Origin of the sequence: Aquicoccus porphyridii (assembly GCF_008369105.1) — a bacterium.
GTDB classification, from domain to species: Bacteria; Pseudomonadota; Alphaproteobacteria; order Rhodobacterales; family Rhodobacteraceae; genus Aquicoccus; species Aquicoccus porphyridii.
The window spans coordinates 381,671-397,097 of sequence record NZ_VINQ01000001.1; the positions used below are offsets into that span (position 1 = coordinate 381,671).

The window sequence follows — 15,427 nt, forward strand, 5'->3', positions numbered from 1 at the left end:
CATGGCTCACGAACCGGGCGGCACCGCCTTGAGATAGGCGGCGATGGCGCTCAGATCATCTTCGGGCAGATGGGCGAGGTTCTTGACCACCTCGGTCATATGCCCCCCCGCCACATCGTATTCCGGCGTGAACCCGGTCGAGAGATAGGCCGCGATGTCACGCTCGGACCAGTCGAGCTTGTCGGGGGTGATCGCGGGCACGCGGCCCTTGCCATCGGGGCTGGGCGCGCCCTGGAGCCAGCGGCCGTAATCGAGCCCGCCAAGCGCGTTGCGCGGGGTGTGACATTCACCGCAATGACCAAGCGCCTCGACAAGATAGCGCCCACGCTCAAGCGTCTCGCCGGTGACCGGCACGATCCAGTCATCATGGGCAAAGAGCCACTTCCACCCGCCAAGGCTGCGCCGGATGTTGAACGGAAAGCCGACGTCATGCGGCCGGCTCGGCGTGTCGCTGGCGGGCAAGGTCATCAGGTAGGCATGCAGATCGCCCACGTCATCAAGCGTGGCCCGCGCGTAAGAGGCATAGGGAAAGGCCGGGTAGTAATGCGCCCCGTCCGGGGCGGTGCCGTGCAGCATCGCGCTTGCCAGGTCCGCGACCGACCAGCCACCGATGCCGTGGTCGGGATCGGGCGAGATGTTGGGCGCATGAAACGTGCCGAAAGGCGACGGGAACGCCATGCCGCCCGACAGGACGCGCCGCTCCTCGTCCTCGGCCCCGGGGGCCGCGTGACACGCGGCGCAGCCTGCGGCCCAGAACACCGTCTCGCCCCGCGCCGCATCCGTCGAAAGCTGTGCGACCTGCGCTGCGTCAACCTGTGCCGGGCGGGTCACGACCCAGAAGACCCCCACGCCGATCAGAGCGAGAATGACGATATATCTCAACGCTTTATACATCGAACCTCAGGTAAAACAGGGGCGGCGCCGGGCCGCCCCATTTCCAGCTTGTTGCGCCAGAAGATCAGTTGTTGGGCTGGCGATAGGCCTTGTGACAATCGCCGCAGCTCGACCCGACCGCGCCAATCGCCCCGCGCAGCGCATCAAGCCCGTTGCCCGCTGCCGCTTCCATCGCGGTGGTCGATTCGACAAGCGCCATGGCCTTGGCGCCGATATCGCTGCCTTCGTCCCAGATATCCGGAAGGGCCGCGGTCTGCTCGGCGTCAAGGTCGAGCGTGCTCGACCCTTGGGGCCAATAGCGCGACTGATCGACCCGCGCCAGCGCCGCGAGATTGCCCGCCGCCGCGCTGGCCGCATCGGCGTCATAATCGATCTCGCCCTTGGCCATGCCGCCCAGCAGCCCGATGTTGAACGCAAAGAGCGACATATGCGCCTGGCGCGCATCGACCGCCGCCTTGATCGCGGCGTCGTCCTGCGCCAATGTCGTGGTGGCCACCGCCCCGGCCAGAACCAGCGCCGTCAATCCGGTGAATGTCTTCATCATGTTTAGACCTCCCAGTCTGCAATCTTGAATTGTAATCAGTATACCGTGCCAAGCCAATGCGCGAAGGCGCATTTTTGCAAGTCCCGCTGTGCACCTGCGAACAATATCTCGCGCAATCGTGATGGGGTGATGACAGGATCATTGCATCCGCGGCACCCGTGGCGGGCGCGGATCGAGGGTCAGGAAATCCGGCCAGCCGATGAAATGCTCGATCCCGGCGATCAAGAGCCCGGCAAGCGCGATGGCAAACACCAGCTTGATCTTCCACATGGGCGGCGGGTGACGCGCCCAGCGGGACATGCGCAGGAAAAACCGCGTCGGGATCATGCCGGGACATCCTCGCCGGTAAAGCGCACCTTGCCGATGTAGGGCAGGTTGCGGTTGCGCTGGGCAAAGTCGATGCCATAACCCACGACGAATTCATCCGGTATCTCGAACCCGATCCAGTCGGCCCGAACCGGTGCCTCGCGGCGCGACGGCTTGTCGAGCAGCGCGATCGTCTTGAGCTTCTTGGGGTGACGGCTGCCCAGCAGGTGCAGCACATGATCGAGCGTGAACCCGGTGTCGACGATATCCTCGACCACCAGCACGTCGCGGCCCTCGATCTGGCCGCGCAGATCCTTGAGGATGCGCACCTCGCGGCTCGATTCCATGGCGTTGTCATAAGACGACGCTTCGAGGAAATCGACCTCGACCGGCAGGTCAAGCTCGCGCACGAGATCGGCGATAAAGACGAAAGATCCGCGCAACAGCCCCACCACGACAAGCTTGTCGGTATCGCGGAACTCCTCGCGGATCTCGCGGGCCAGCGCCTCAATCCGGGCGGCGATGGACTTGGCCGAGATCATTTCGTCGATCACATATGTGCGTTGCGGCATGTTACCCTCTTGAATCCCCGCCCCATTAATACGAAACGGGCGCCCAGTGTCACGCGATTTGGGGGCGACATGCCGACCCACTCGGAAACAAGGGTTCTGCCCTATACCGCCCGCCAGATGTTCGACCTGGTGGCCGATGTGGCATCCTATCCGCAGTTCCTGCCATGGTGCGCCGCTGCGCGGGTGCGCTCGGTCACGCCGATGGCGGATGGCGGTGACGAGATGCAGGCCGATCTGGTCATTTCCTTCAAGGTCTTCCGCGAACGCTTCGGCAGCCGGGTGCGGCTCTACCGCGACGAGGAACGGATCGAGACCGAGTATCTCGACGGACCGTTCCGCTACATGCGCTCGACATGGAATTTCCGCGACGTCGGCGAGGGCCGCTGCGAGGTGAAATTCTTCGTCGATTTCGAATTCCGCAACTTCATGCTGCAAAAGGCCATCGGACTGGTTTTCAACGAGGCGATGCAACGCATCGTTCGGGCCTTCGAGCTCCGCGCAGAGGCGCTTTACGGTTCGCCCTGAGGCGTGGTTGTAGGCGGATTTTTTGAGTATTTTTGGCAAGATGAAGGGGATGGGGCTTTCGACCCGCCATCCGGGTGGTAGTGTCACCACATGAGCTTGGGAGAGTGAGATGGGAATTTCGGAACAGCTTGCGGCATTTGCACTGGCCCCCTGTGACGCGCCCGAGGCGGTGCGCGCGGTGGCGCGGCTGTCGCTGATCGACTGGATGGCCGTGGGAATCGCGGGCGCGGGCGAGCCGGTGTCCGGCGTCATGCGCGCCATGGCGCGCGAAGAAGGCGGCGCGGCACAGGCGGGGCTTATCGGCGGCGGACGGGCACCGGCGCGGATGGCGGCACTGGTCAATGGCACGATTTCCCACGCGCTCGATTACGACGACACCCATTTCGCCCATATCGGGCATCCCTCGGTGGGCGTGATCCCGGCGGCGCTCGCCATGGGCGAGCATCGCGGCCGGTCCGGCGCCGAGATGCAGGAGGCCGCGCTGATCGGGATGGAGGCCGCGATCCGCTTCGGTGTCTGGCTGGGGCGCGATCATTACCAGGTGGGATATCACCAGACCGCCACGGCGGGCGCAGTGGGCGCCACCGTCGCGGCGGGGCGGCTGATGGGCCTCTCGCAGGACCGGATGGAGACCGCGCTGGGGCTGGTGGCGACCCGGGCCTCGGGGCTCAAATCGCAGTTCGGCACCATGGGCAAGCCGTTCAACGCCGGACTTTCCGCCGCCAACGGCGTCGAGGCGGCAATGCTCGCGCGGCTCGGCATCGAGGCGCGATTGGGCGCGCTCGAAGGGCCGCTCGGCTTCGGGCCCACGCATCACGGCGTGGCGGACGAGGCGGCGTTTGACGGGCTTGGCACGGTCTGGATGTTCGAAACGATCAGTCACAAGTTCCATGCCTGTTGTCACGGGCTCCATGCCGCGCTGGAAGCCGCCGCCGATATCGAGGCCGCACCCGACGAGATCGCGGCGATCCGGGTGGCCACCCACCCGCGCTGGATGAGCGTGTGCAACCAGCCCGCGCCCGAAACCGGGCTCGGGGCCAAGTTTTCCTATACCACCGTCCTGCCGATGCATTTCCTCGGCCACGACACCGCCCGGCTGGAGAGTTACACCGACGCGCTTTGTGCCGAACCGGCACTTGTGGCACTGCGGAATCGGGTCGAGGTGCGCGAGGATGAAGCGCTGGGCGAGATGCAGGCCCGGCTCGAGGTCGAGTTGACCTCGGGCGACGTGCAAACGGCATTTCACGATCTCGACGCGGTGCCGCCATTGAAGGAACGGGCGCGAAAGATCATCGCCAAGGCCGACTCGCTTGTCGGGGCAACCCGCGCCGCGCGGTTGCGTGATCTGGTCGAAGGCGCCGCCGCGCCCGCCAGGCTCGCGCGTGAAGTGGCGCTCTGAGCGCGCGCAAAACCGTGATGAAGTGCCCGGACACCGCGGTCGAGCGGTGCGCTCCTGCTGGTCAGTGTCCCGCCACCATGCGCGCCGCATCAATGAGCGGGCGCCGCATCGCCAGAAGGCGGCGCGCCTCATCCGGTTTGCCCTGCCGGATCAGCACATGCATCAGCGTATGCTCTAGCAGATCGCGTTGCGCCCGGCTCCCGCCCAGCCGTTCATGCGACGCCATCAGCGGCACCAGTTCGGCCTCGGCGCCTGTCCAGTCCTGCACCGCCATCGCCCGAAAGGCCCGCGCGCAGGGCGAGACAAGGTCCGCCGCCGGACCCTTGGCCCCCTCGACGATCCGGCCCAGCGGTTCTTCGCGCCCGGCCATCGCATGGGCCATCGCCGCGTGGATATCGGCAAAGCCGAGCGCCGGGGCCGGAAACGCCCGCGTGGCGTAATCCGACAGCTGTGCCCACCGCTCCGGGGCGACATCCATCCCGGCCAGCCCCGCCCGCCAGTAGAGCGAGGCCAGGTCGGTCAGCACGTTGAGCGGCGGGCTTTGCGACATTTCGGGGGCGAGATCGGCATCGGCAATCGCCCACATCCGCGCCGCATCCCCGCTGGCCAGCGCCCAGAGCGCGCAATGCCAGGCATTGTGGCAATGCATGAGGCCGGCCCGGTCATACCCCGTCATCCACTCCGTCAGGTAATCGAGCCCCGCCCCGGTCTCGCCTCTCTCATAGAAAAGATGCGCTCGGATATGCGCCCCGTGCCCGGATCGCGGGCTGCGCTCCAATGATGCCTCGATGGATGTCTCCGCCGGACCAAGCTGCCCGGCCTCCATCTGCGCGAAAGCAAGCTGCGCAAGAAACCAGCCATCGGTCCCATAGGCCGGGGCCAGCGCTTCGGCCAGCGCCAGGTGTTCGGCCTCGCGCCCGGGCCGCCCGGAAAACCCGATCAGTGAAAACACCCCCAATGAGGTCTGCGCCACCAGCGCATCGCGCGGGAAATCGGCCAGATGCGCGCGCACCGCGGCATACCCCTCGCGCACCCGCCCGTTGATCAGGTGATCGAAGACCGCCAGATGCGCACCCGCCTGCCCGCTCAACGCCTTGCCCGCCTCGCGCGCCCGCGCGATCCGCTCCCTGGCCTCGCCCATCCGGGCATAACTCTGCGCATTGCGCGCACCCAGCACATGGGCCAGCGCAAACCCCTCATCCGCCGCGATCGCCCGGCGCACCGCCGCTTCGACCCCCGGCTGCGCCTCGAGATAAGCGGTCAGCCCCTCGACATAGGCATCCCGCGCCGCGTCGCTTTGGGTGTGCAACGGATTTCCGTAATGATCTCTCAGCATGGGCGCCTCGTGTCAGGGTCTGCCCCACACTAGGGGGCAACGCCGCCCCTGCCTATCCCCCCGCGAGCTTCTTCAACCGGTTCTCGCGCAACCGCGCGAAATCATCCCCGGCGTGATAGGATGACCGGGTGAGTGGCGTGGCCGACACCATCAGGAACCCCTTGCCATAGGCCGATTTCTCATAGGCCGCGAACTCGTCGGGATGGACGAATCGATCCACCGCGTGGTGCTTGGGCGTGGGTTGCAGATATTGCCCGATGGTCAGGAAATCGACATCCGCCGCGCGCATATCATCCATCACCTGCAACACCGCCTGCCGGTCCTCGCCGAGGCCGACCATGATCCCCGACTTGGTGAACATCGTCGGGTCCAGTTCCTTTACCCGCTGCAACAGCCGCAGGGAATGGAAATAACGCGCGCCGGGGCGCACTTCGGGATAGAGCCCCGGCACGGTTTCAAGGTTGTGGTTGAACACGTCGGGTTTCGCGGCGACCACGACCTCCAGCGCCTCGGGGGCGCAACGGATGAAATCGGGGGTCAGGATCTCGATCGTCGTGCCGGGGCTGCGGTGGCGGATCGCCCGGATGGTCTGGGCGAAATGCTCCGCGCCACCATCCTCGATATCGTCGCGGTCGACGCTGGTGACCACCACGTGGTTGAGGCCAAGTTTCTGCACGGCATCGGCCACGCGGCCCGGCTCGAACACGTCGAGTTCCTCGGGCGGCTTTCCGGTTGCGATGTTGCAGAAACTGCAGGCGCGGGTGCAGACCTCGCCCATGATCATCATCGTGGCGTGGCCCTGGCTCCAGCATTCGCCCGCATTCGGGCATCCGGCCTCTTCGCAGACCGTCACCAGCTTGTTCTCGCGCATGATCCGGTGGGTTTCCGCATAGCCCTTGCCGGACGGGGCCTTGACCCTGATCCAGCTGGGTTTCTTGGGCTGGGCCCGGTCGGGGCGATGGGCCTTTTCCGGGTGGCGTTGGTCGGGCAGTTTCAGATCACGCATGGGCCGGGTCCTTTTGGGGCGGCGGTCATTGATTTCCCTGCCCTTATACGCCCCTACGGCCCCGGCTGCCACCCGAGTTTCGCGCATACCGGGCATGGGCCACCCGGTGCCCTGCCGCGCCGCCCGCGTCGATCCTGCATCTTGCCAAACCGCCCCCGAACGGGCAGGCACATGCCAGCCAAGACCAGCAAGGCAATGGCCCACGGGGGAAAGCCATGACCCAGCATTCCGGCACGACCGAAAATCACACGCTCGCGCGTGGCCACATGCGCGAATATCTCAAGCAGATCACCTATGGCGGCAATGACGGGATCGTGACGACCTTTGCCATCGTCGCGGGCTTTGCCGGTGCCATGGCCGAGGGCGTGGCCGAGATCGGCGCGCTCGCGGTGCTGGTCTTCGGGCTGGCCAATCTCTTTGCCGACGCGGTCAGCATGGGCCTCGGCGAATTTCTCTCGACCCGGTCCTCGCATGACCTCTATCACGCGCGCCGCCGCGCCGAGTTGGACGAGATCGCGGCCGACCCGACTCGCGAATCCGACGCGCTCGCCGCCATTTTCGAACGCCGGGGCCTGTCACCCGCCGACGCGGCCGAGGCCGGCGCCATTTTCCGCCGCAATCCGCAGATGCTGGCCGACCTCACGATCACCTATGGCTATGGCATGACCGACCCGAGAGGCCACAGCCCCGCGCTCAACGGTCTCGTCACCTTCGCGAGCTTCGTGGTCTTCGGCGCGGCACCGCTCCTGCCCTATTTCCTGATGCCCCCCGAACCCGCGACCTTCACCTGGTCGCTGATCACCAGCGCATCGGCGCTTGTCGCACTCGGGGTGCTGCGCTGGCGGGCAACCGGGCAACAGGCGCTGCGCGCCCTTGGCGAAACCCTCGCTGTCGGGGCAACCTGTGGCGCGGTGGCCTATGCCGTGGGCTGGATCGTCGGCGGCTGAGCCGCCCACCTTACCGGCCCGCCTCAGCCGATCATCCCCGCCGCATCGCCCAGCTCCGCGTAATGTCGCCTGAGCCGTTGCAGCGCGATGCGCAGCACGATCTTGCCCGACCGCGCGCTCCAGCCCATCGCCTGTTCGGCCTGCTCCAACCCTTCGAGATGACAACAACAGCGCAGCGCCACATCGCCCAGCCCGGGACCAAGATCGCGCAGCGCCGCCTCGACCCGGGCGCGCGCAGCGCTTGATCCGCCTGTCGCATCGGCGCCCGCCCCTGCCCTGCCCCCGTCGATCACGCCGCTCAGCACATGATCCCAGCTCCCGCTCACCCGCGCGCCCATCTGTGCCAGTTCGAAATCCTCGCGCAGCCGCTCCCCCGCGGCCACCAGATTCGCGCCAAGGAACGGCACCCCGTCCCGGTCGCGCCGCCGCGCCAGCGCCGCCATCGGCGAATCGCCCGGGGCAAAGCGCGGCTTCTTGCGCACCGCCGGTCGCCCCGCCACCGCAAGCCCGGGGCCGTCAAAACCGCTCTGCGCCTCGGCAAACCCCTGCGCCGCCCCATGCGCCGCGTTCTCCTGCGCCGCCAGCATTCGGCCAAGGGCTGCACGCCCGGCCTGCGTGATGCGATAGCGCGCGACGCGGCCCGGCTCGACACAGGCGATCCAGTCCTTGACCGCCAGCGCCTGTGCCATCGCGCGCTCCACCACGGCGGTGCGGGTGGTTCCGCCGCCCGCTATGTCACGCACCACGACGGCCTTGTCCATCTCGGGCGCCACCGCCAGAACGGCGCCGGGTTCACACAATCGGCGCAGCACGCGCCGCGCTTCGACCTCGAATGTTTCATCGTCCGGGGTGGCCGCGATGGGCCTGTCTTGCAGGGTCATGTCACTTGGCTCCTTGACTTTGGGACTCCGCGGATCGCGAGGAACAACCCGGGCCAGCCGGATCAGCGCCTCGTCGATCAGGATATCGTCGCGCAAACTTTCCCAGCGGCGCACCTGGCGCAGAACCGTCGAAGGATGCCGCGCCACCGACCGGGCAATCGCCCGGATCGACAGCCCACATTCGGTATGGACCAGGTAGTGACGCGCCGCCTCGGGCACCCAACCGGGCATGTCCCCCCGGTCTTGCGCATTCGCATGTCCAGACATTTGCCTTCCTTCGTCCCCGGTTCTTCAGTGCCATGTTTATCCACAGGGTTATCCACAACCTAGGGCTGCATTTATTACGGTTTGGTTAACAAAGCCGCCCTGGGACAGAATTGTTTCTAAAAGATAAACAACCCTGAACCCGCCGCGCGCTCGCCCCCCGGTGGACGCAACGCCCTTTCAGGTTGTGCCAAGGATGGGTCTTTCAACGCAAAAAACGAGGACCGCCATGACCGACCTACTTCGCGTGATCGACCGTCTCAGACGTCCCCGGCTGCTGATCCAGGCGGCCCGCGCGGGCGCCACGGAATATTGCCGCGCCCCGCATCTGCGCCGCGTGATGGGTCCGGGTCAGACGCCGCGGACCGACACCGCCCTGCGCCGCCTGATCGAGATCGAATCCGACCTCAACGATCAGCGCGTCGCGGGCTATGCGGGGTATTCCATCGTGCATCACGTCGATGTGCTGATCGCGATGCTGGCCGAGGCAGGTATCGCCCGGCATTGCCGTTCGCCCGAGGCAACGGAGATGTCCGGGCCGCTGGCCACGCTGACCCCGGCCGAGTAACCGACCGGGACAGACACAGCAAAAGGCGGGCCTTGCGGGCCCGCCCTGTCGCCATCTCTCAGGTGGAAATCACATGAATGCGTCCGGCTCGGCCGCCTTCTTCTGCGCGACATAGGCATCCAGCGCCTCGGCGATCGCCGGATCGAGCGCCGGCGCCTGGTAGGTGGCCATCAGTTTCTCGACCCGCGCCGCGGCCAGCGCCTGTGTATCGCGCGCGCCCTCATCTTCCCAGGTCTCGAACGGCTTGTAATCGAGAAGCTCGGATTTCCAGAAGGCGGTCTTGAAATTGGCCTGCGTATGGGCGCAGCCAAGGTAATGCCCGCCCGGGCCGACCTCGCGGATCGCATCCATCGCCTGTGCATCCTCGCTCATGTCGATGCCGCGTGCCAGTTGGTGCAGCGTGCCAAGCTGATCGGCATCCATCACGAATTTCTCGAAACTCGCCACCAGCCCGCCTTCGAGCCAGCCACAGGAGTGCAGCATGAAATTGACCCCCGACAACAACCCCATGTTGAGACTGTTGGCCGTCTCGTAAGCCGCCTGCGCATCCGGCAGTTTCGAGCCGCAGAACGACCCGGCCGAGCGGAACGGCAACCCCAGCCGCCGCGCCAGTTGCCCGGCGCCATAGGTGATGTGGCTGGCCTCGGGCGTGCCAAAGGTCGGCGCGCCGGAATTCATGTCGATCGACGAAACGAAGGCGCCAAAGATCACCGGCGCGCCGGGGCGCACGAGCTGGCTATAGGCCACGCCCGCCAGAACCTCGGCCAGAACCTGGGTGAGCGTGCCCGCGATCGACACCGGCGCCATCGCCCCGCCCACGATGAAGGGCGAAATGATACAGGCCTGCCCGGCCTCGGCATAAACCTCGAGCGCGCCCATCATCACATCGTCAAAGGTCAGCGGCGAGTTGATGTTGATCAGCGAGGTCATCACCGTGTTCTGCGCCACGAAATCCTTGCCGAACAGGATTCCGCACATCTCGACACTGTCCCGGGCGCGGTCGGGATCGGTGACCGACCCCATGAACGGCTTGTCCGACAGCGTCATATGGGCGCGCAGCATGTCGAGGTGACGCTTGTTCACCGCGATATCCGTCGGCTCGCAGACGGTGCCGCCGGAATGATGCAGCCATTTCGACATGTAGCCCAGCTTCACGAATTTCTCGAAATCCGCCATCGTCGCATAGCGCCGTCCCCCGGCCGTGTCGCGCACGAAGGGCGGGCCATAGATCGGCGCCAGCACGAGGTTGCGCCCGCCGACCTCGACATCGCGTTCGGGATTGCGGGCGTGCTGGGTGAATTGCGACGGCGCGGTGGCACAGAGCTTGCGGGCAAGGCCGCGCGGGATATGCACCCGCTCGCCCTTCACATCCGCGCCCGCATCGCGCCAGCGTTGCAGCGCGCCGGGATTGTTCACGAAATTGACGCCGACCTCTTCGAGGATGGTCTCGGCATTGGCCTCGATGATATCGAGCGCCTCTTCGCCGAGGACTTCGTAATCGGGGATGTTGCGGGTGATGAAGCGCGCGGTCTCGAAGGAAACCGCGCCACGTTCGGCCCGACGGGCCGCCCCGCCGCCCGAGCGGGCGCGCTTGCGCGTGGTGGTGTCTGTCATGCGATGTTGTCCTGACCTTTGTGCCGCTGCTGTTTCACGGGTTTAGCGCAGCGAAAGGCGACCCTGCGGCGCATATGCGTCCTTTGACGGGTAAATGCGACATCCCGGCCGCTCCTGTAATGGGCGCGGACCTTGCGGCCCGCGCGCTTTTTCATCTCGGCCTGCGGCCTCGGGGGCCTCCGGCGGGAGTATTTGGGGCAAGATGAAGAATGGGTCGGTTGACGATCATCACGCTTGCGCCTTTCGCGGGCTTGGCCTAATCCCGGGCCATGAGCACACATGACCGCCTTCTGATCATCGACTTCGGCTCCCAGGTGACGCAGCTGATCGCGCGCCGCCTGCGCGAGCTCGACACCTATTGCGAAATCCACCCCTACCAGAACGTGACCGACGCCTTCCTGCGCGATTTCGCGCCCCGCGCGGTGATCCTCTCGGGCGGACCGGCCAGCGTCATCGACGAAGGATCGCCCCGCCCGCCGGAAAGCGTGTTTTCGCTGGGCGTGCCGGTGCTGGGCATCTGCTATGGCCAGCAGGTGATGATGCAGATGCTGGGCGGTAAGGTCGAGCGCGGCCACGGCACCGCCGAGTTCGGGCGCGCCTATGTCGAACCCGCGACCCGGCATGACGATCTGCTCCTTGGCTGGTTCCTTGACGGGCGCGAACAGGTCTGGATGAGCCATGGCGACCACGTGAGCGCCATCGCCCCAGGTTTCGAGGTCTATGGCACCTCGCCCCACGCGCCCTTTGCCATCACCGGCGATGCCACCCGCCATTTCTATGCCGTGCAGTTCCACCCCGAGGTGCATCACACCCCCAACGGGCGCACGCTCTACGAGAATTTCCTGCGCATCGCCGGCTTTACCGGCGACTGGACCATGGGCGCCTATCGCGAAGAGGCGATCGCCAGGATTCGCGAGGAGGTGGGCGATGCCCATGTCATCTGCGGGCTTTCGGGCGGGGTCGATTCTTCGGTCACGGCGGTGCTCTTGCACGAGGCGATCGGCGATCAGCTTACCTGTGTCTTCGTCGATCACGGCCTCCTGCGCCAGAACGAGGCCGACGAGGTCGTGGCGATGTTCCGCGATCACTACAACATCAAGCTGATCCATGCCGATGAATCCGACCTGTTCCTGGGTGAGCTCGAGGGCGTCAGTGACCCGGAACAGAAGCGAAAGACCATCGGGCGGCTTTTTATCGACGTGTTCCAGAAATACGCGGGCCAGATCGAACGCGCCGAATTCCTCGCCCAGGGTACGCTTTACCCGGACGTGATCGAAAGCGTGTCGTTCAGCGGCGGGCCGTCGGTCACGATCAAATCGCATCACAACGTGGGCGGATTGCCGGAAAAGATGGGGCTGAAACTCGTCGAACCCCTGCGCGAACTTTTCAAGGACGAGGTGCGCGCGCTTGGCCACGAGCTGGGCCTCCCGGCGAGTTTCATCGGCCGTCACCCCTTCCCGGGGCCGGGCCTCGCCATCCGCTGCCCCGGCGAGATCACGCGCGAAAAGCTCGATATCCTGCGCAAGGCCGACGCGGTCTTCATCGACCAGATCCGCCGCCACGGCCTCTATGACGAGATCTGGCAGGCCTTCGTCGCGATCCTGCCGGTGCGCACCGTGGGGGTGATGGGCGACGGGCGGACCTATGATTTCGCCTGTGCGCTGCGAGCGGTGACGAGCGTCGACGGCATGACCGCCGATTACTATCCGTTCAGCCACGATTTCTTGGGCGAAACCGCGACCCGCATCATCAACGAGGTGCAGGGCATCAACCGCGTGACCTATGACATCACCTCGAAACCCCCCGGCACGATCGAGTGGGAGTGACCGGCGCGCGCCGCGTTAACGGATTTTCCGGGGCCTTTTCGGCGTTTTCCCCGGCAGCCGGAAAGCAGCCGGGCGGCAGCCGGATGTCACCCCCCGGTTTTTCGCTTCGGAATCCGCGTTAACCCGACCGTGCGCTGCCCATGTGCCGCGTCTTGAGATGCCGCAGATCAAGCGCGCCGGGGCGTTTTCGCGGGTCTTCATCCCCGTCGAAAATGCGGTGTTTCACCACTTTCTGCGTACCGGTCACGGGCAGGGACTCGACGAAAACGATCCAGCCGGGAAGCTTGTAATATGCCATTCTGTCAAAGGCTTGCTGGAATATCTTCATGCCGGTTTGCGCATCCGGCTCAACCCCTTCGGCCAGCACCACCGCCGCCAGAACCTCTTCTTCGCGGGTCTCGTCGGGCACGGCAACGCAGGCCACGTTAACCACCCGTTCATCCTCGAGAAGTATGTTCTCGACCTCGGCCGCCGCAATGTTCTCGCCTGCCCTGCGGATGATGTTCTTCTTGCGGTCGACGAAATAAAGCACGCCCTCGGCGTCCATTGTGACGGTGTCGCCGGTGTGAAACCATCCGCCCGCCCACGCCTCTTGCGTGGCTTCGGGCTTGTTGAGATAGCCCGAGAAGAACCCCTTCCCGGGCGTTTCTGCCGAATGGCGCAGCACCATCTCGCCGGGGACGCCCGGCGGGCACGGATTTCCCGCGTCGTCCCAGACCTGCACCTCAAGGTCATCCCTCGCCCGGCCAAAGGCCCGCGTGTCGATCCGGCGCGGTTCCTGCCACATCGACATCACCCGGCACATCTCGGTCATGCCCCAGACCTCGATCAGCGGAATGCCGAACCGCCGCTCGAACTCCACATGCAACGCGGGCTCGACTCCCGCCCCCACGCCGACCCGCAGATGACCCAGAACCTCGGGTCCGGCATTGCGATCGGCCAAGAGCACGGCGATCACCACGCCGAGATAATGAAACACCGTCGCGCGGCTTTCGCCGATATCCTTCCACCATGTCCGGGCGCTGAATCTTTGCGGTTGAATCAGGCAGTTACCGGTCAGCATCACACCGAAAAAGGCGACGATCCCGGCATTGATATGAAACGCCGGAAGTGGGTTGAACACCCGGTCGCCACCATCGCGCAGCGCCACGGCGCCCCCGATCAGGCGGTAACTGTCGCCCACCATCAACTCGTATTCATGGCTCAGGATACAGCCCTTGGGCCGCCCCGTCGTCCCCGAGGTGTAAAGCAGGCCAGCCTCGGTTTGGGGTGTCACCTCTCCCGCTTCGGCGGGCCATGGCGCGGGCGGCAGCGCATCCAGCATCGCCGCGAAGGGCACGCACCCCACGCCCGTCCCGGCCTCGGCGATCGCGGCTTGCATCAACTCGGCATGGGCCTCACCGGCCACCGCCAGGGCCGCCCCGCTATCGGTAAGCAGATAGGCCAGTTCCCCTTGCCGGTAATCGGGATTGACCGGCACAAAGGACAACCCCGCCCGGTTGGCCGCCAGCTTGAGGATGTAATGCTCGGGGCATGTGCCAAGACAGACCGCGATCCGATGGCCGATCCCGTATCCCGCCGCACGCAAGGCACGCTCGTATCTCCCAACAAGTTCAGCCACTTGCCCATAGCTCAGACAGCGGAGCGGCGCGCCTTCCCAAGCCGCCGCAACCAGAAAATCACGCCCCGGCCAGCGCGCGGCGGCCGCGTCGAACACCGCGCCGATGGTGCGCCCTTCGATCTCCAGCATGGCTTTTTCACCTCTCCCCATTGCCAAGCCACGGCTTTACCGTAGAGATAAGGACATGATGCGCACAACCCCCCTCGCCCGCCGATGAATCCTTTTGCCCTGGCCGCCCTGTGGATGAGCGGCGCGATCCTGTCGTTCTCCACCATGGCCATCGCCGGGCGCGAGGTTTCGTATCAGCTCGATACCTTCGAAATCATGATGTATCGCAGCTTCGTGGGCATCATCATCGTGCTCGGCCTGGCCTCGGCCACCGGCACCTGGCGCGAGATCCAGCGGCGCGATCTGCGCACCCACGCGATGCGCAATTTCGCCCATTTCGCCGGTCAGAATCTATGGTTCTACGCCATCACGCTCATACCGCTGGCACAGGTCTTCGCACTGGAGTTCACCTCGCCGATCTGGGTCGTGCTGCTCTCGCCGCTGATCCTGGGCGAACGTCTCACCCCGGTGCGGCTCCTATCGGCGATCATCGGGTTCTGCGGCATTCTCATCGTCGCCCGCCCGAGCCCCGAAAGCTTTGACATCGGCATTCTCATGGCCGCCGGATCGGCGGTCTGTTTCGCCATGACCACGATGCTCACGAAAAAGCTCACCCGCACCGAAACCGTGACCTGCATCCTCTTCTATCTCACTGTCATGCAAGCGGTTTTCGGGATCATCTGTGCCGGGATCGACGGCGATATCGCCCTGCCTGACGCCGTAAATATCCCGCTGATCGTGCTCATCGGCTGTGCCGGGCTCCTGGCGCATTTCTGCATCGCCAAGGCGCTTTCGCTGGCCCCTGCCACGGTCGTCACCCCGATCGACTTCACCCGCCTGCCGGTCATCGCCGTGCTGGGGATGCTGCTCTATCAGGAACCTCTGGATCTCTTTGTGCTGCTCGGCGCGGCAGTGATCTTCGGCGGCAACTACCTCAACATCTGGACCGAATCGCGCGCACTGCGCAAACCCGCATGATCCGGGTCGCCCCCTGCCCGGTTGCGCCATAAGGCTCT

At 65.5% G+C, this 15,427-nt stretch carries 15 protein-coding genes; 6 read left to right on the forward strand and 9 right to left on the reverse strand.

What is annotated here, in order from left to right; translation table 11 throughout:
- Positions 1-6 precede the first annotated feature (6 nt).
- The 4 genes from FLO80_RS01875 to hpt all read right to left on the reverse strand — a co-directional run bounded on the left by FLO80_RS01875 (position 7) and on the right by hpt (position 2,316).
- Positions 7-894, reverse strand: coding sequence for a c-type cytochrome (locus tag FLO80_RS01875; RefSeq protein WP_111362031.1), 888 nt, complete (start codon positions 892-894; stop codon positions 7-9).
- Positions 895-958: 64 nt separating this feature from the next.
- Positions 959-1,438, reverse strand: a complete 480-nt coding sequence (locus FLO80_RS01880) for a c-type cytochrome (protein ID WP_188078190.1) — start codon at positions 1,436-1,438, stop codon at positions 959-961.
- 138 nt (positions 1,439-1,576) lie between these two features.
- Positions 1,577-1,765, reverse strand: a complete 189-nt coding sequence (locus tag FLO80_RS01885; protein WP_111362029.1) for a hypothetical protein — start codon at positions 1,763-1,765, stop codon at positions 1,577-1,579.
- Positions 1,762-2,316, reverse strand: coding sequence for a hypoxanthine phosphoribosyltransferase (gene hpt, locus FLO80_RS01890; protein WP_111362028.1), 555 nt, complete (start codon positions 2,314-2,316; stop codon positions 1,762-1,764). Before hpt ends, FLO80_RS01885 begins: the two co-directional genes overlap by 4 nt.
- A gap of 69 nt (positions 2,317-2,385) precedes the next feature.
- Between hpt and FLO80_RS01895 the strand changes: the two genes are divergently transcribed.
- Together FLO80_RS01895 and FLO80_RS01900 are read left to right on the forward strand one after the other, a co-directional pair.
- Positions 2,386-2,841: a type II toxin-antitoxin system RatA family toxin gene (locus tag FLO80_RS01895; protein WP_111362027.1), complete on the forward strand. Its 456-nt coding sequence runs from the start codon at positions 2,386-2,388 to the stop codon at positions 2,839-2,841.
- A gap of 109 nt (positions 2,842-2,950) precedes the next feature.
- Positions 2,951-4,240 carry an MmgE/PrpD family protein gene (locus FLO80_RS01900; RefSeq protein ID WP_111362026.1) on the forward strand — a complete coding sequence of 430 codons (1,290 nt, stop codon included), beginning with the start codon at positions 2,951-2,953 and terminating at the stop codon, positions 4,238-4,240.
- A 61-nt stretch (positions 4,241-4,301) separates the two neighbouring features.
- On the opposite strand, the gene FLO80_RS01905 is transcribed toward FLO80_RS01900, so the two are convergent.
- Positions 4,302-5,576 carry a tetratricopeptide repeat protein gene (locus FLO80_RS01905; RefSeq protein ID WP_246156515.1) on the reverse strand — a complete coding sequence of 425 codons (1,275 nt, stop codon included), beginning with the start codon at positions 5,574-5,576 and terminating at the stop codon, positions 4,302-4,304.
- Between the two features lie 52 nt (positions 5,577-5,628).
- Entirely contained in the window at positions 5,629-6,582 is a 954-nt protein-coding gene (lipA, locus tag FLO80_RS01910; RefSeq protein WP_111362025.1) for a lipoyl synthase, read from the reverse strand.
- 215 nt (positions 6,583-6,797) lie between these two features.
- Here lipA and FLO80_RS01915 point away from each other — a divergent pair, with 215 nt between their 5' ends.
- Positions 6,798-7,529, forward strand: coding sequence for a VIT1/CCC1 transporter family protein (locus FLO80_RS01915; protein WP_111362024.1), 732 nt, complete (start codon positions 6,798-6,800; stop codon positions 7,527-7,529).
- A 23-nt stretch (positions 7,530-7,552) separates the two neighbouring features.
- Here FLO80_RS01915 and FLO80_RS01920 read toward each other — a convergent pair whose 3' ends face one another.
- Complete coding sequence (locus tag FLO80_RS01920; RefSeq protein WP_111362380.1) at positions 7,553-8,641, reverse strand: DUF6456 domain-containing protein; 1,089 nt, start codon at positions 8,639-8,641, stop codon at positions 7,553-7,555.
- A 262-nt stretch (positions 8,642-8,903) separates the two neighbouring features.
- Between FLO80_RS01920 and FLO80_RS01925 the strand changes: the two genes are divergently transcribed.
- Positions 8,904-9,242 (forward strand): DUF6477 family protein, encoded by a 339-nt coding sequence (locus tag FLO80_RS01925; protein ID WP_111362023.1) that lies wholly within the window; start codon positions 8,904-8,906, stop codon positions 9,240-9,242.
- A 69-nt stretch (positions 9,243-9,311) separates the two neighbouring features.
- On the opposite strand, the gene FLO80_RS01930 is transcribed toward FLO80_RS01925, so the two are convergent.
- Positions 9,312-10,856, reverse strand: coding sequence for a trimethylamine methyltransferase family protein (locus tag FLO80_RS01930; RefSeq protein ID WP_111362022.1), 1,545 nt, complete (start codon positions 10,854-10,856; stop codon positions 9,312-9,314).
- A 269-nt stretch (positions 10,857-11,125) separates the two neighbouring features.
- Here FLO80_RS01930 and guaA point away from each other — a divergent pair, with 269 nt between their 5' ends.
- Positions 11,126-12,682, forward strand: coding sequence for a glutamine-hydrolyzing GMP synthase (gene guaA / locus FLO80_RS01935; protein ID WP_111362021.1), 1,557 nt, complete (start codon positions 11,126-11,128; stop codon positions 12,680-12,682).
- Between the two features lie 118 nt (positions 12,683-12,800).
- On the opposite strand, the gene FLO80_RS01940 is transcribed toward guaA, so the two are convergent.
- The gene (locus FLO80_RS01940) at positions 12,801-14,432 is read right to left on the reverse strand and encodes an AMP-binding protein (protein WP_111362020.1); all 1,632 of its coding nucleotides are present in this window, start codon (positions 14,430-14,432) and stop codon (positions 12,801-12,803) included.
- Between the two features lie 84 nt (positions 14,433-14,516).
- Here FLO80_RS01940 and FLO80_RS01945 point away from each other — a divergent pair, with 84 nt between their 5' ends.
- Positions 14,517-15,389: a DMT family transporter gene (locus FLO80_RS01945; protein WP_246156516.1), complete on the forward strand. Its 873-nt coding sequence runs from the start codon at positions 14,517-14,519 to the stop codon at positions 15,387-15,389.
- Positions 15,390-15,427 lie beyond the last annotated feature (38 nt).

Bases quoted from the DNA above. Each gene is read 5' to 3' on its own strand.
- FLO80_RS01930 (WP_111362022.1), bottom strand. From the start codon at position 10,856: ATGACAGACACCACCACGCGCAAGCGCGCCCGCTCGGGCGGCGGGGCG.
- FLO80_RS01880 (WP_188078190.1), bottom strand. From the start codon at position 1,438: ATGATGAAGACATTCACCGGATTGACGGCGCTGGTTCTGGCCGGGGCG.
- guaA (WP_111362021.1), top strand. From the start codon at position 11,126: ATGAGCACACATGACCGCCTTCTGATCATCGACTTCGGCTCCCAGGTG.
- FLO80_RS01940 (WP_111362020.1), bottom strand. From the start codon at position 14,432: ATGCTGGAGATCGAAGGGCGCACCATCGGCGCGGTGTTCGACGCGGCC.
- lipA (WP_111362025.1), bottom strand. From the start codon at position 6,582: ATGCGTGATCTGAAACTGCCCGACCAACGCCACCCGGAAAAGGCCCAT.
- FLO80_RS01875 (WP_111362031.1), bottom strand. From the start codon at position 894: ATGTATAAAGCGTTGAGATATATCGTCATTCTCGCTCTGATCGGCGTG.
- FLO80_RS01885 (WP_111362029.1), bottom strand. From the start codon at position 1,765: ATGATCCCGACGCGGTTTTTCCTGCGCATGTCCCGCTGGGCGCGTCAC.
- FLO80_RS01895 (WP_111362027.1), top strand. From the start codon at position 2,386: ATGCCGACCCACTCGGAAACAAGGGTTCTGCCCTATACCGCCCGCCAG.
- FLO80_RS01905 (WP_246156515.1), bottom strand. From the start codon at position 5,576: ATGCTGAGAGATCATTACGGAAATCCGTTGCACACCCAAAGCGACGCG.
- hpt (WP_111362028.1), bottom strand. From the start codon at position 2,316: ATGCCGCAACGCACATATGTGATCGACGAAATGATCTCGGCCAAGTCC.
- FLO80_RS01920 (WP_111362380.1), bottom strand. From the start codon at position 8,641: ATGCCCGGTTGGGTGCCCGAGGCGGCGCGTCACTACCTGGTCCATACC.
- FLO80_RS01945 (WP_246156516.1), top strand. From the start codon at position 14,517: ATGAATCCTTTTGCCCTGGCCGCCCTGTGGATGAGCGGCGCGATCCTG.
- FLO80_RS01900 (WP_111362026.1), top strand. From the start codon at position 2,951: ATGGGAATTTCGGAACAGCTTGCGGCATTTGCACTGGCCCCCTGTGAC.
- FLO80_RS01925 (WP_111362023.1), top strand. From the start codon at position 8,904: ATGACCGACCTACTTCGCGTGATCGACCGTCTCAGACGTCCCCGGCTG.
- FLO80_RS01915 (WP_111362024.1), top strand. From the start codon at position 6,798: ATGACCCAGCATTCCGGCACGACCGAAAATCACACGCTCGCGCGTGGC.